This is a genomic window from Teichococcus wenyumeiae, from assembly GCF_003696345.1.
Lineage (GTDB): Bacteria > Pseudomonadota > Alphaproteobacteria > Acetobacterales > Acetobacteraceae > Pseudoroseomonas > Pseudoroseomonas wenyumeiae.
In genome coordinates this window covers 113,827-127,888 of the sequence record NZ_RFLX01000007.1, presented here as the reverse complement: position 1 = coordinate 127,888, position 14,062 = coordinate 113,827, and the positions used below count along the sequence as shown (strand labels likewise).

The following is a 14,062-nucleotide window of genomic DNA, read 5'->3' as shown; positions in this document are numbered from 1 at the left end:
TAAACTGTCGGGCAACAGCAGCGTTGCGGGCCATGTGTCAGCGCCCCTCCCGCCGCCAGGCCACCACGGCCACGCCCAGCACCAGCGGCAGCGCCAGCCAGGGCGGCAGCAGGGGCAGGGCGGAGACGCCGGTGACGACATGGTCCTGGTTGCGCCGCAGCCCCAGCCAGCCGCTGCCGGTGCCGCCCGCCATGTCCCGCCCGGCGGCCACGCGGCGCAGCTCCGGCACCGCCGGCGCGGCGGCTTCGTTGCCCAGCCAGCGGGTGCCGCCGCCGGTCGCCTGCGCCACCGGCGCCAGCTTGCCCGGGTCGGCGCGCAGATCGGCGATCTCGAGCGGGTTGGCGGCGGCGGCGGCGGCGAAGGCGGTGCGGCGGCCATCGCTGGCCTGCCAGACGCCGGGCTGCTCCGCCGGCAAATTCAGCACGGCGCGGCCGCCGCCCTCGGCCTCGGCGGTCCGGCGGGTCACGGTGCCATCCGGTGCCGTGACCGTGATCTCCGGCGGCGGCCCGGCCTCGACGCTGCGGCGGGTGACGGACAGGGTGCCGTTCTCCACCCGCGCCAGCAGGTCCTCCTCCTCCAGCTCCGGCTCCTTCATCAGCCAGTGGGCGGCGCGGCGTAGCAGTTCCGCCTGCGGCCCGCCGCCGTCATGCCCGCGTGACCAGAGCCAGATCTGGTCCGAGAGCAGCAGCGCCACGCGCCCTTCGCCCACCCGGTCCAGTTGCATCAGCGGCGTGCCGTCGCCGCTGTCCATCACGGTGGTGCCGCTTTCGGTCTCGGCACGCAGGTGGCGGTACCAGCGGCCCCATTGCGGCGCGGCATCGCCCTGGTTGGCGCCGGTCAGGCCCTGCGTCACGGGGTGGCGGGCGCCGGCATCGGTGACGCGCGGGCGGAAGGCGCCCTCGGCCAGCCCTTCCGTCCCGCCCAGCGGCCGCGCCGGCAGCACCTGCCCCAGGGGCGTCGCGGCCAGGCTGGTGGGGCCGAGGAATTCCGGCCCCACGGAAAGAAGCAGCGCCCCGCCGCCGCGCACGTAATCGGCGATGTTGCGCAGATAGACCGGCGGCAGGATGCCCCGGTTGGCGAAGCGGTCGAAGACGATGAGGTCGAAGTCCCGCAGCTTCACCTGGAACAGCTCCCGCACCGGGAAGGCGATCAGCGCCAGCTCGTTCAGCGGCGTCAGGTCGTCCTTTTCCGGCGGGCGCAGGATGGTGAAATGCACCAGGTCCACATTGGGGTCGGCCTTCAGCAGCCGGCGCCAGGTGCGCTCGCCCGAATGCGGCTCCCCCGACACCAGCAGCACCCGCAGCCGGTCCCGCACGCCGTTGATGGTGACCACGGCGCGGTTGTTGAGGGTGGAGACCTCGCCCGGCCGCTGGTCCGCCGCGATTTCCACCACCGATGGCCCGCCGCGCTCGATGGGGATGTTGATGCGGTGTTCCCGCCCCAGCGGCACGCTTTCCACGCGGGGCGGGTTGCCGTCCCGGCGGATGGTCAGGCGCACCGCGCCCTGGGCCTGCGCCGCCGGCACGCCGAGGTCCTCCACCGCCAGCCGCAGCTCGACGCTGCGGCCGACGATGCCGAAGCCCGGCGCCTCGATGACGCGGATGCGCCGGTCCACCTCCCCGGGCGCACCGGGCAGGATGGTGTGGAAGGGCGCGTCGAAGGAGGGGGCGGCCGGCACGTCATGCGCCTGCCCATCCGTCAGGGCCAGCACGCCGGCCAGCCGCGCGCGGGGGATCTCGGCCAGGGCACGGTCGATGGCCGTCATCAGCCGGGTGCCCTGGTTGCCGCCTTCCGGCACGTCCACGGTCCGCAGCTCCAGGTCCGGGAAGCGGGCGGCATCGGCCTCCAGCGTGGCGCGGGCGGCGTCCATCTGGGCGCCGCGGGTGCCGATGCGGGCGCTGTCGCTGCGGTCCTGCACCAGCAGGGCGATATCGGGGCGGGTTTCCCGCGTTTCCTGCACCAGCCGCGGGTTGCCCAGCGCCAGCAGCAGCAGCGCGAAGGAGAGCGCCCGCCACCAGACCCCGCGCGCCCGCCGCCACAGCGCCGGCACCAGTGCGAGCAGCGCCAGCACCGCCAGCGCCACCAGCAGCCAGGCCGGCAGGATGGGTGCGAAATCGACCGCCGAAATGGCGTTCTGCATCAGTTGCCGAGCCTTTCCAGGATGGCCGGCACATGCACCTGGTCACCCTTGTAGTTGCCGGTCAGCGCGTACATCACGAGGTTGACGCCGAAGCGATAGGCCAGCGTCCGCTGCCGCGTGCCGCCGGGGATGGCGGCGAAGGGATTGCTGCCCCGCGCATCCACCGCCCAGGCCCCGGCCCAGTCATGGCCGCCGATGATCACCGGGCTGACGCTGTCATTGGCCCGGTCCTCTTCCCGCGATACCCAGACCTGCCCGCCGGCGAAGCGCCCCGGCAGGTCCTGCAGCAGGTAGAAGGAACGGGTCAGCACATGCTCCGCCGTCACCGGCGCCAGGGGCGGGATGGCGAGGCTGCGCGTCACCCGCTGCAATGCCTCCCGCGCGCCGGGGGAGAAGCCTTCGCCGGAGCCTTCGTCCCGCGTGTCGAAGAGGATGATGCCGCCGTTACGCATGTAGTCGTTCAGCGCGGCCACGGCGGCGGGGTCGGGCGCCTGGGCTTCGGGCAGGATGGCCCAGTAGAGCAGCGGCAGCACCGAAAGGTCGTCCTGCCCCGGCTTCACCGCCGCCGGCTCGCCGAGTGCTGCGGCGGTGCGGCGGTTGACGTATTCGGACAGGCCGGCCAGCCCTTGCCGCACCACGTCATCGGCCGAGGGATCGTCCGTGACCACATAGCCGATGCGCGTGACCAGCGGCAGGTCGCCGGCCTGCTGCGCCCGTGCCGAACCCAGAGGCGCCAGCAGCGCCAGGGCCAGCAGCGCCAGCCGCGCCGGCCGGCCGATCAGCCCGCGCTGCCCCAGTGAGAGCAGCAGGTCCAGCGCCAGCAGCAGCAGCGCCGCGCCCAGCAGCCAGGGGCCGAGGTCGCGCTCCGCCGGCACGCCGCCGATGGCCTGGAAGCCAGTGCCGGCGGGCGGCGCCGCCATGGGGCGCGGGGCGGGCAGGCTGGCGGACAGGTTGAGCGCGCGGCGTTCCCCGCCCTCGCCGGGCACGCCGTACCAGCCCGGCGGGTGGCGCGGGCCGGGCTTCGTCTCGGCGAAGGCATTGGCGGCGATGGCGGCCACGCCGCCCGGCGCCGGGCCCAGGCGGCCGAAACCGTCCATGTTCTCCACCGGCGCCAGCGGCGCGCTGCCTTCCGCCCCCGCCACGCCGGAGGAGAGGGCCACCAGCCGCCGCAGCATGTCGGGGAACAGGCCGGAGAGCGGCAGGTTGGACCATTCCGCATTGGCCGTGACATGAAACAGCACGATGCGCCCGGCGCCGCGCGTTTCCGCCGTCACCAGCGGCGTGCCATCAGCGAGGCGGGCCCAGCTGCGTTCCGACAGGCGCGGGTCGGGCTCGGCCAGGACCTGGGTGGAAACGGTGACCTCGGCCGGCGGCACCAGCCCGGCGAAGGGGGAGCTGTCGGGGAAGGGCGCCATGTGCTGCGGCTGTTCCCAGGAGAGCGAGCCACCCAACTGCCGCTCCCCGGCGCGCAGGCGCACCGGCAGCAGGGAATCCGGATGCTCGGCCAAGCGCGGGCCGGCGAAGCGCACCAGGGTGCCGCCCTCCCGCACCCAGCGGTCCAGTGCCTCGCGCTCCCGCCCCTCGGAGACCGGGCGGTCGGCCAGGACCAGCACGGAAAGCTGGCGGGCCAGCAGTTGCTCGATGCTGCCGGAACGCAGCTCGGCGGTGGGGGAGAGCGAGCGCTCCAGGTAATACAGCGCGCCGATCAGCGGCGTATCGGTGCCGGACTGGGCGGGGCCGACCAGCCCCACCGGGCGGCGGCGGAAGCGCTCGTCCAGCAGCACGGCGGCGCCGGCGCTCTCATCCTCGTCGAGATCCAGCCGCACCACCTGATTGCGGATCTCCAGCGGCAGCTCCAGCGCGGCTTCCCCGGCCGTGGCGCCGGCGGGCAGGTCGATGGTGGTGCTGGCCAGCGCGCGTCCGTCGCCGGTGCGGGCCAGTACGGTGGCCTGCCCGCCAGCCGGCGCCGGGGTCTGGCGCAGCGAAACCAGCAGCCGGTCAGGCTCGGCGCGCGGCGGCAGCAGCAGGCGGGTGGCGCGGTTCTCGGTGCGGGCCAGGGTCAGCGGGCCGGCGGCGGCCAGGGCCTCGGCCAAGGGCGTGCTGCCGTCGCCTTCCGCCTGATGCTCCAGCCCATCGGCCAGCCAGAGGGTGGACAGCGCGCCGGAATTGTTCTGCCGCCAGGACTGGAAGCCCGCCAGCGCCGCCGCGCGGTCCGGCGCCCAGGATTTCGGGCGGAGCGCGGTGACGCGGGCGCGCAGTTCCTCGGCCGGCATCAGGGCGCTGGGGCGGGTACTCTCGGGCGTGTCGGTGGGGGCGGTGGTCAGCAGCGCGGCGCGGCGGCCTTCGCGGGAGGCGGTGTCCAGCGCCGCCTGGGCGGCTGCGGCGCGGGCGGGCCAGTCGGGCGCGGAGGCCCAGCCGTCGTCGATCACCAGCAGCAGCGGGCCATCCCCCGCCGTGCCGGCGCCCGGACCCCAGACCGGCCGGGCCAGCCCCAGCACGATCAGCGCCGCCGCCGTCAGGCGCAGCAGCAACAGCCACCAGGGGGTGCGGCTGGGCGTTTGCTCCGGCACCGGCAGGTCGCGCAGCAGGCGCAGGGCGGGGAAGACCTGCCGGCGCGGGGCCGGCGGCGTCACGCGCAGCAGCCACCAGATCGCCGGCAGCAGGGGCAGGGCCAGCAGCAACCAGGGAAGCACGAAACCGATCGGGCCAAGTTGCAGCATGATGAGCGGTTATCCGGGCGAAAGGGCCTGCCACAGCGCCAGCAGCGCCGCCTCGGGCGGGGCATCGGTACGGTGGGTGGTGAAGCGCCAACCGGCGGCACCGGCAATAGTGGAAAGGCCGGCGCGGTGCGCAGCCAATTTTTCGGCATAAAGGGCGCGGACGCCTTCCACGCGGGGCAGCAGCAGCGGAGCCTCGCCGGCCGTCAGTGCTTCGAAGCGGATGCGGCCGGTATAGGGCAGGGTTTCCTCCGCCGGGTCCAGCACCTGCACCAGATGCCCGGTGACGCCACGGGCGGAGAGCGCGCCGACCGCCGCGCGGGTCTCCTCCAGCGGCTGAAGGAAATCGCTGAACAGCACGGCGCGGGCATGGCGGGGCAGGCTCTCGTCAGCCGGCGGCGGCGCGTGCCGCTCCAGGGCTTCCGCCAGGGAAGGCAGCACGCCGCGCCCGGCAAAGGCGCGACGCAGGCCCAGCAGCCGCACCCGTTCCCCGCCGCGCAGCAGCAGGGAGGCCAGGGCCAGCAGCAGCAACTCGGCCCTTTCCCCTTTCTGCGGCAGGTTGCCGGAGGACCAGCGCATCGTCTCCCCGGCATCGCGCCAGAGAGCGACGCTCTGGGCCGCTTCCCATTCCGTCTCACGCACGAAGAGGCGGTCGGACTTGGCGCTTTGCCGCCAGTCCAGCCGGTTCAGCGCATCGCCGGGCGTATAGGGGCGGAACTGCCAGAAGGCGTCGCCCTGGCCGGCGCGGCGGCGGCCATGGACGCCCTGCATCACCGTCGCGGCCACCCGCTCGGCCGCCACCACCAGCGGCGGCAGCCGGGCGCCCAGCGCCTCGGCGCGCAGGGCGGTCGCGCGCGGGGCCGTGCCGGTCTCAGCCAAGGCTGGCCTTCAGGGCACCGATCACGTCGGAAAGCTGCACGCCATCGGCGCGGGCGGAGAAGTTCAGCGCCATGCGGTGCCGCAGCACCGGGTCCGCCAGGGCGATCACGTCCTCCACGCTGGGGGCGAGGCGGCCATCCAGAACGGCGCGGGCGCGGGTGGCCAGCATCAGCGCCTGGGCGGCACGCGGGCCGGGGCCCCAGGCCAGGTGCTTGCGCACGGATTCCAGCGAGCCGGTTTCCGGCCGCGCGCCGCGCACCAGCTTCAGGATAGCCTCCAGCACCTGCTCGCCCACCGGGATGCGGCGGATCAGGGCCTGCGCCGCCATCAGCTCCGCCGCCGTGATGGCCGGGCGGGCCCTGGCATCCTGGGAGCCGGTGGTGGCCAGCAGCATCTGCCGCTCGGCGGCCTCGTCCGGGTAGCCGACATTCACTTCCAGCAGGAAGCGGTCGAGCTGCGCCTCGGGCAGCGGGTAGGTGCCTTCCTGCTCGATGGGGTTCTGCGTCGCCAGCACATGGAACGGGGCGGGCAGGGGATGCGACTGACCGGCCACCGCCACCTTGCGCTCCTGCATCGCCTGCAAAAGCGCCGACTGCGTGCGGGGGGAGGCGCGATTGATCTCATCCGCCATCAGAAGCTGGCAGAAGACCGGGCCCTTGATGAAGCGGAAGGCACGGCGGCCGCCCTCGGCTTCCTCCAGCACCTCGCTGCCCAGGATATCGGCGGGCATCAGGTCGGGGGTGAACTGCACCCGGCCCTCGTTGAGCCCGAGCACGGTGCCGAGCGTTTCCACCAGCCGGGTCTTGCCCAGGCCGGGCACGCCCACCAGCAGCACATGGCCGCCGGAGAGGATGGTGATCAGCACCTGCTCCACCACGTCCGGTTGCCCGAAGATCACTTCTCCAACCGCGGCCTTGACGCGGGAGAGTCGAGTGCCCAGGGCCTCGACTTCCGCAACAAGGATGGTGGGATCAGTGGGGTCCGCCACTTCAACCATGCAGGTCGGGCTCCTTATATAGCCTGGATATGGGAGGCCGGAGGTTCTTCGCCAGCCACCAAGATCCAGGAGCGAGACTTGGAAAGCGTATGACCAGTGGGCGCACGGACAAAGCATTGAATGCAATGCAACAGGCGGATGTGAGCGGCGATTGCTGCCGCCCCATTGCCGCACGCGGGGGCGATCCCTGCGGCCTCCCCCTGGCCGGGCTGCGCCCGGGCGGCGCGAAGGAAGGCCGCCCGCCGAGACCGAGGGTGGATTGCGGCTCGCTGGACATGCGCATCGCGCGCGATGGCTCCTGGCACTACAAGGGCAGCCCGATCGGGCGGAAGGAGCTGGTCTGCCTCTTCGCCTCCGTGCTGAAGCGGGAGGAGGATGGCTCCTACTGGCTGGAAACCCCGGTGGAGCGCGGCCGCGTCGAGGTGGAGGACGCGCCCTTCATCGCCGTCGAGGTCTTCTGGCGGCAATGCGAGGGGCGGCAATGCCTGACCTTCCGCACCAACCTGGACGAGATGGTCACCGCCGACCACGACCACCCCATCCGCGTCGCGGTGGACCCCCGCACGCGGGAGCCTCGCCCCTATGTGAAGGTGCGCGGCGGGCTGGAGGCGCGCATCAACCGCGCCGTCTTCTACGAACTGGTGGCCCTGGCCGAACCCGAGACGGTGGATGGCCGGGAGGTGCTGGGCGTCTGGAGCGAGGGCGTCTTCTTCCCCATCGACGACGTGCCGGCCGAGGCGCCGCGCGCCCATCGCCGCAATGGCCGGGGTGAGAACCGGGCGCCGCGCGCCGGCGCCAAGTGACCGCCCCGCCAGCCGAGGGGCTCAGCACCGACGAGGCGCTGAGCGCGGCGGAGATCGCCCGGCGCCTGCGCGACCCCGTGCGCCGCGATCGTGCCGAGCCGACGGCCACCGAAGGCCATGAGGAGGTGGGCAAGCCCGTGGCGGCGGCGGTGCTGGTGCCGGTGGTGTTGCATCCCTCGCCCACGGTGCTGCTGACGCTGCGCACCACCAGGCTCTCCAGCCATGCCGGGCAGGTAGCCTTTCCCGGCGGCCGCATGGAGCCGGGGGAAAGCGCCGAGCAGGCGGCCTTGCGCGAAGCCTGGGAGGAAATAGGCCTCGGCCCGACCCTGCCGAAGGTGATGGGGCGGCTGCCGGACCACCTGACCGGCACCGGCTACCGCATCACGCCCGTGGTGGCGCTGCTGCACCCGCCGTTGAAGCTGGTGCCGGAACCGGGCGAGGTGGACCTGATCTTCGAATACGACCTGAAGCGGCTGCTGGACCCGGCCCTGCCACAACGGCAGAAGGCCCAGTTCCGCGGGCGGGAAAGGTCCTTCTGGGTCTGGCCGCATGAGCGGCACTATGTCTGGGGCGCCACCGCCGCCATCCTGCGCAACCTGGCGCTGGTGCTGCGGTAGCGCGCCCGCGCCGGGATCAGAGGATCCGCAGGCGGCCCAGCACGTAGCCGATGCCGGCGCCGATCAGCACGGAGGTCAGCGGCTGCTCGCGGATGCAGTCACCGAGCTGGCCCAGCATGTTCTCGGTCGAGCCCTGCGCCTGGTTGTACATGCCACGTGCCTGCATGCGGCTGTCGCCGGTCAGGTTGCCGGCGGCTTCCTGCACGCGGCCAAAGGCATCGCGGGCGGCGCCGGACACGCGGTTTTCATCAACCATGATGGTCTCCTATCCTGTTTTGCCGGCTGGCGCCGGCCTCCAGCTAAGCAACGCCACATGGCTGGATTGGATGCGGCCGGATTGCGTGACAGAACGTCACGTGCTGCCTTGCCGGCGCCATGACCGAACCCGACCTGCCGCACGACCGCATCGACCCTCCCGCCTCGCTCTCGCAGGGGGCGCCCGCCGCCGTGCTGGCGGCGCTGCCGGGGGCGCGGGTGGTGGGTGGCGCGGTGCGTGACCTGCTGGCCGGCCGCCCGGTGCATGACGTGGATGTCGCCGTCGCCCTGGCGCCGGAGGAGGCCTCCCGCCTGCTGCGCGAGGCCGGCATCAAGGTCTTCGAGACCGGGCTGGCGCATGGCACCGTCACCGCCGTGCTGGACCACCAGCCGGTGGAGGTCACCAGCCTGCGCCGCGACCTGGTGACCGATGGCCGCCACGCCCAGGTGGCCTGGAGCACCGACTGGCGCGAGGATGCCGCGCGGCGCGACTTCACCTTCAATGCCATGTCCATGGATGCCGGTGGGCGCCTCTGGGACTATTTCGACGGCCGAGCCGACCTCGCCGGCGGCCGCGTGCGCTTCGTGGGCGACCCGGCGACGCGCATGGCGGAGGATTACCTGCGCCTCCTGCGCTTCTTCCGCTTCCATGCCCGCTACGGCCGCGGGGCGCCGGACCCGGCGGCGCTGGCCGCCATCCGTGACGCCGTGCCGGGGCTGGCGCGGCTTTCCGCCGAGCGGGTCTGGATGGAGCTGAAGCGCCTACTGGAAGCGCCTGACCCCGGCGGCGCCCTGGCGCTGATGCGCGAGGCCGGCGTGCTGCCCGCCATTCTGCCGGAAGCGGGGGAGGGTGCCGCCCTGTCCCGCCTGCTGGCCGACCCCCAGGCCCCGGTGGAACCCCTGCTGCGGCTGGCGGCCCTGCTGGCGCCCGGCACCGAGACCGAGGCGCTGGCCCGCCGCCTGCGCTTTTCCTCGGCCGAGGCGGAACGGCTGCGGCAACTGGCGGACCCCAAGCTGCGCCCGCCGCCGGAACTGGAAGGCGCGGCACTGCGCCGCTGGCTGGCGGGCACGCCGCCCGGCCTGCCGGCGGACCTGGCCTGGATCGCCGAGGCATCGGACGGCGTGGACCGCAGCGCCCTGCGCGGGCGCGTTGCCGCCACGCCCCGGCCGGTGTTTCCCTTGCAGGGGCGCGACGCCCTGGCTGCCGGCATTCCGGCGGGGCCGGGGGTGGGGCAGGCCCTGGCGCGGGTGCGGCAATGGTGGCTGCAAGAGGGCTGCACACCGGATGCGCAGGCCTGCCGCATAATGCTGGAGCGTGGCTAAAACTAAGGTTTTCCGTGGTTTGGCTGTGACCATCCGGCTGGTGCGGCGTTGTGCGGGCGAAGCACAACAGGAGGCCCGACCATGCCAAACGACGACACCAGCCGTCCGCAGCCGCCGCAGCCTTCGCAGCAGCAGCAGCCTCCGGGCCATACCGCCCCCATGAACCCGCAGCCCGACCACGGCGAGAAATCCTACAAGGGCAGCGGCCGCCTGACAGGCAAGAAGGTGCTGATCACCGGCGGCGATTCTGGCATCGGCCGCGCGGTCGCCATCGCCTTCGCGCGGGAAGGCGCCGATCTCGTGATCTCGTATCTGAACGAGCATGACGACGCCCAGGAAACCGCCAAATGGGTGAAGCAGGCCGGCCGCAAGGCTATCCTGGCCCCTGGCGACATTACGGACCCGGCCTTCTGCCGCGATCTGGTGCAGCGCACGGTGGATGAGCTGGGCGGCATCTCGGTGCTGGTGAACAACGCCGCGCACCAGCTCACCTTCGACAAGATCGACGACATCAGCGACGAGGAATGGGACCTCACCTTCAGGACGAACATCTACTCGCAGTTCTATCTCTCGAAGGCCGCGCTGAAGCACATGCAGTCCGGCGCCTCGATCATCAACACCACCTCGATCAACGCCACCAGCCCGTCGCCCACGCTGCTGGCCTATGCCACCACCAAGGGCGCCATCGCCAACTTCACCGCCGGCCTGGCGGGGCTGGTGGCGGAGAAGGGCATACGGGTGAACTGCGTGGCCCCCGGCCCGATCTGGACGCCGCTGATCCCCTCCACCATGCCGGAGGAGGCGGTGAAGAGCTTTGGCGAGAATACGCCGCTCGGCCGCGCGGGCCAGCCGGCGGAACTGGCGCCCGCCTATGTGCTGCTGGCCTCGGACGAGAGCAGCTACATGACCGGCGCGCTGATCCCCGTCACCGGCGGCCGGCCGATGCTCTGATCCGGCCGCGGTCAGCCGGGGCGGTGGACCATCCTCCGCCCTGGCTGGCACGCATCATCATGACCTGAGAACCTGGAAAAAACGGCGCCGCGCCTGCACAGCCCCGCGACGACCGCATTGCAGCATTCGCCAAACCCGAATGTTCCCTGAACAAGTGCTTTGCTAAAATTGCGCAGTACCTGAGTCAGGCGCACAGATTTTTCCAGGGTTCATAAGGTTCCGACACGATGGCCGAGAGAGGCGCTGCAGCCCAAAACCGTTCCTTGAACAGGCAGGATATCCGCACCCTTGCTCTCGCCTCGCTTGGCGGTGCCTTGGAATTCTACGACTTCATTATCTACGTCTTCTTCGCCACCGTGATCGGCCACCTGTTCTTCCCCGTCGGCATGCCCGATTGGCTGCAACAGGTGCAGACCTTCGGCATCTTTGCCGCCGGCTATCTGGCGCGGCCGCTGGGCGGCATCATCATGGCGCATTTCGGCGACCTGGTCGGCCGCAAGCGCATGTTCACGCTCTCCGTCTTCCTGATGGCGGTGCCGACGCTGCTGATCGGCCTGATGCCGACCTATGAGACCATCGGCTATGCCGCCCCGGTCTTCCTGCTGCTCTTCCGGGTGATGCAGGGCGCGGCCATCGGCGGTGAGGGGCCGGGCGCCTGGGTCTTCGTGGCGGAGCATGTGCCGGCCAAGCATGTCGGTCTGGCCTGCGGCATGCTGACGGGCGGCCTGACCGGCGGCATCATGCTGGGCTCGTTGATGGCCACCGGCATCAATGCCGCCTTCACCCCGGCCGAGGTGGGCGAGTGGGCCTGGCGCATTCCCTTCCTGGCGGGCGGCGTTTCCGGCCTGCTGGCCATGTATCTGCGCCGCTTCCTGCAGGAGACCCCGGTCTTCGAGGAAATGCGGGCCCATGCGGCGCTGAGCAAGGAACTGCCGGTGAAGCAGGCGCTGCGCGACCATCGCGGTGCCGTCATCCTTTCCATGCTGGTGACCTGGATGCTGACCGCCGCCGTGGTGGTGGTGATCCTGATGACCCCGGCGCTGATGCAGAAGCTGCACGGCTTCACGCCCGTGATGACGCTGAAGGCCAACCTGGCCGCCACCTTCCTGCTGACGGTCTGCGCCATGTTCTCCGGCGTGCTGCTGGACCGCTTCGGCGCGGTGAAGGTGGGGCTGATCGGCGGCGTGCTGCTGATCGTCAGCACCTACGCCCTCTATATCGGTGCCGACATGGCGCCGGAGATGCTGCTCCCGCTCTATGCCTTCGCCGGTGCCACGGTGGGCGTGATCAACGTGGTGCCCTTCGTGATGGTGAATGCCTTCCCGCCCAGCGTGCGCTTCACCGGCGTATCCTTCAGCTACAACGTGGCCTATGCCATCTTCGGCGGCGTGACGCCGCTGCTGGTGACCTTCCTGGTCAATGCCGACCCGCTGGGCCCGGCCCATTACGTGGGCGCCGTGACGGTGGTCTTCCTGATCTGCATGGCCACCCAGAGCCGCGCCCGCCTCAGCCTCGCGGCCCCCGAGGCGGCCGAGGCTCCGGCCCGCTGAACCGCCCGATGGGAGGCGCGGCCCATGCCGTGCCTCCCGCCGCATGGCCCAGCCATGCTAAGCGGCCCCCATGGCCGCCCTTCCGCCCCCCGAGACCACCCGCGCCCTGACCCTCCGCCTCTGGCGGGACTACATGCGCCACCACCGCGCCGGCATCGTCCTGGCGCTGTTCTGCACCCTGGCGCTGGCGGGCTTCACTGCGCTCTACCCGCTGGTCATCCAGCAGGCCTTCGACCTTTTCACGGCCGGCGATTCCCGCATCGTCTGGCTGGTGCCGCCCACCATCATCGTGCTCACGGCCTGCAAGGCGGCGGCGCAGTACGGGCAGGCGGTCTCGGTGCAGGCGGTGGTGCTGCGGGTCATCGAATCCATCCAGAACGACCTGTTCCGCGCCCTGACCCGTGCCGACCTGGCCGTGCTGGCGCGGGAGGCGCCAGCCCGCCACGCCGCCCGCTTCACCGCCGATGCGCAGGCGATCCGGGAGGCGTTGACCAAGGCCATCAACGGCCTGGCCAATGGTCTGACCGTCATCGGCCTCGTCGCTTCCATGATCTACCTGGACTGGCAGATGAGCCTGATCCTGGCCTTGCTCTACCCGGTGGCCATCGTGCCGGTGCTGCGGCTGGGCAAGCGCATCCGCCGCGCTTCCGGCGGCATGCAGGAGCGGGTGGGCGAGGCCGCGGCCATGCTGACCGAGAGTTTTTCCTCCGCCCGCGTGGTCCGCGCCTATGGGCTGGAGGCGCAGGAGGAAGGCCGCGCCCGGCAGGCCTTCGCCCGGCTGCGGGAGGCGCTGATGCATATCGCCCGCACGCGCTCCAAGCTCGACCCGATCCTGGAGGCGCTGGGCGGCGTGGCGGTGGCGGGGGTGCTCTGCTTCGTCGGCTGGAAGGTCTCCACCGGGCGCGGCACGGTGGGTGAGTTCACCGGCTTCGTCGCCGCCTTGCTGGTGGCGACGCAGCCGATCCGCGCCCTGGGCTCGCTGAACGCCGCCTTGCAGGAAGGCTTCGGCGGACTGGTGCGGGTGTTCTCCGAGATGGACCGCGCCCCGCGCATCACCGCCCCGGCCGATGCGCCCGCGCTGCCGGATGGCCCCGGCGCCGTGGAGTTCCGCGATGTCGGCTTCCGCTACCAGGATGGGGAGCCGGTGCTCGCCGGCCTGTCCTTCCAGGCCGATCCGGGGCAGACCGTGGCGCTGGTGGGCCCTTCCGGCGCCGGCAAATCCACCGCCCTAGCGCTGCTGCCCCGCCTGTACGACGCGACGGAAGGCCAGATCCTGCTGGACGGCGTGCCGGTGACGGCCGTGACGCTGGAAAGCCTGCGCGCCGCCATCGCCTATGTCGGGCAGGATGCGGTGATCTTCGATGACACGGCGCTGGCCAATATCGCCTGCGGCCACCCCGGCGCCACGCGGGCGGAGGTGGAGGCCGCCGCCCGCGCCGCCGCCGCGCATGACTTCCTGGCCGCGCTGCCGCAGGGCTACGACACGGTGCTGGGCTCCGGCGGCTCCCGCCTCTCGGGCGGGCAGCGGCAGCGCGTGGCCCTGGCCCGCGCCCTGCTGCGCAACCCGCGCGTGCTGCTGCTGGACGAAGCCACCAGCGCCCTGGATGCCGAGAACGAAGCCGCCGTCGGCCGGGCGCTGGAGACGCTGCGGCAGGGCCGCACCACCCTGGTGATTGCCCATCGCCTGGCCACGGTGCAGGCGGCGGACCGGATCGTGGTGATGCAGGAAGGCCGCGCGATGGAGGAGGGCCGGCACGGAGAACTGATGGCGGCGGACCGGCTTTACGCGCGTATGGTGCGCACCCAGGCCTTCGCGGTGGAGTGAAGCCG

At 72.1% G+C, this 14,062-nt stretch carries 11 protein-coding genes; 6 read left to right on the top strand and 5 right to left on the bottom strand.

The annotated features are described in order from the left end of the window. Positions 1 to 37: 37 nt before the first annotated feature. From EBE87_RS11765 to EBE87_RS11750, 4 genes are read right to left on the bottom strand one after another with little or no spacing between them, the layout of a single operon-like run. The gene (locus EBE87_RS11765) at positions 38 to 2,140 is read right to left on the bottom strand and encodes a hypothetical protein (protein ID WP_122140004.1); all 2,103 of its coding nucleotides are present in this window, start codon (positions 2,138 to 2,140) and stop codon (positions 38 to 40) included. Then, a complete protein-coding gene (locus EBE87_RS11760) occupies positions 2,140 to 4,860 on the bottom strand; it encodes a DUF4159 domain-containing protein (RefSeq protein ID WP_199726496.1) in 2,721 nt (906 codons plus the stop codon). The genes EBE87_RS11765 and EBE87_RS11760 overlap by 1 nt, the downstream gene beginning before the upstream one ends. Positions 4,861 to 4,869: 9 nt before the next feature. Continuing rightward, entirely contained in the window at positions 4,870 to 5,736 is an 867-nt protein-coding gene (locus tag EBE87_RS11755; protein WP_233560086.1) for a DUF58 domain-containing protein, read from the bottom strand. After that, a complete protein-coding gene (locus EBE87_RS11750; protein WP_120641065.1) occupies positions 5,729 to 6,733 on the bottom strand; it encodes an AAA family ATPase in 1,005 nt (334 codons plus the stop codon). Before EBE87_RS11750 ends, EBE87_RS11755 begins: the two co-directional genes overlap by 8 nt. Positions 6,734 to 6,858: 125 nt before the next feature. Between EBE87_RS11750 and EBE87_RS11745 the strand changes: the two genes are divergently transcribed. Continuing rightward, a complete protein-coding gene (locus EBE87_RS11745) occupies positions 6,859 to 7,536 on the top strand; it encodes a DUF1285 domain-containing protein (RefSeq protein WP_233553501.1) in 678 nt (225 codons plus the stop codon). After that, positions 7,533 to 8,153, top strand: coding sequence for a CoA pyrophosphatase (locus EBE87_RS11740; protein WP_233553500.1), 621 nt, complete (start codon positions 7,533 to 7,535; stop codon positions 8,151 to 8,153). Before EBE87_RS11745 ends, EBE87_RS11740 begins: the two co-directional genes overlap by 4 nt. A gap of 16 nt (positions 8,154 to 8,169) precedes the next feature. Here the strand turns inward: EBE87_RS11740 and EBE87_RS11735 are convergent, their stop codons facing one another. Continuing rightward, complete coding sequence (locus tag EBE87_RS11735; RefSeq protein ID WP_120641064.1) at positions 8,170 to 8,409, bottom strand: CsbD family protein; 240 nt, start codon at positions 8,407 to 8,409, stop codon at positions 8,170 to 8,172. A gap of 119 nt (positions 8,410 to 8,528) precedes the next feature. Here EBE87_RS11735 and EBE87_RS11730 point away from each other — a divergent pair, with 119 nt between their 5' ends. From EBE87_RS11730 to EBE87_RS11715, 4 genes are all read left to right on the top strand, one after another. After that, positions 8,529 to 9,731, top strand: a complete 1,203-nt coding sequence (locus EBE87_RS11730) for a CCA tRNA nucleotidyltransferase (RefSeq protein WP_122140003.1) — start codon at positions 8,529 to 8,531, stop codon at positions 9,729 to 9,731. 81 nt (positions 9,732 to 9,812) lie between these two features. After that, entirely contained in the window at positions 9,813 to 10,682 is an 870-nt protein-coding gene (locus EBE87_RS11725) for an SDR family oxidoreductase (RefSeq protein ID WP_120639387.1), read from the top strand. Positions 10,683 to 10,945: 263 nt separating this feature from the next. Continuing rightward, positions 10,946 to 12,232: an MFS transporter gene (locus tag EBE87_RS11720; RefSeq protein ID WP_233553309.1), complete on the top strand. Its 1,287-nt coding sequence runs from the start codon at positions 10,946 to 10,948 to the stop codon at positions 12,230 to 12,232. Between the two features lie 70 nt (positions 12,233 to 12,302). Next, positions 12,303 to 14,057, top strand: coding sequence for an ABC transporter ATP-binding protein (locus tag EBE87_RS11715; protein ID WP_120639385.1), 1,755 nt, complete (start codon positions 12,303 to 12,305; stop codon positions 14,055 to 14,057). Positions 14,058 to 14,062 lie beyond the last annotated feature (5 nt).

Excerpts from the sequence above, each read along its gene's own strand:
- EBE87_RS11735 (WP_120641064.1), bottom strand. The coding sequence starts at position 8,409 with ATGGTTGATGAAAACCGCGTGTCCGGCGCCGCCCGCGATGCCTTTGGC.
- EBE87_RS11725 (WP_120639387.1), top strand. The coding sequence starts at position 9,813 with ATGCCAAACGACGACACCAGCCGTCCGCAGCCGCCGCAGCCTTCGCAG.
- EBE87_RS11715 (WP_120639385.1), top strand. The coding sequence starts at position 12,303 with ATGGCCGCCCTTCCGCCCCCCGAGACCACCCGCGCCCTGACCCTCCGC.
- EBE87_RS11745 (WP_233553501.1), top strand. The coding sequence starts at position 6,859 with ATGCAACAGGCGGATGTGAGCGGCGATTGCTGCCGCCCCATTGCCGCA.
- EBE87_RS11760 (WP_199726496.1), bottom strand. The coding sequence starts at position 4,860 with ATGCTGCAACTTGGCCCGATCGGTTTCGTGCTTCCCTGGTTGCTGCTG.
- EBE87_RS11730 (WP_122140003.1), top strand. The coding sequence starts at position 8,529 with ATGACCGAACCCGACCTGCCGCACGACCGCATCGACCCTCCCGCCTCG.
- EBE87_RS11765 (WP_122140004.1), bottom strand. The coding sequence starts at position 2,140 with ATGCAGAACGCCATTTCGGCGGTCGATTTCGCACCCATCCTGCCGGCC.
- EBE87_RS11750 (WP_120641065.1), bottom strand. The coding sequence starts at position 6,733 with ATGGTTGAAGTGGCGGACCCCACTGATCCCACCATCCTTGTTGCGGAA.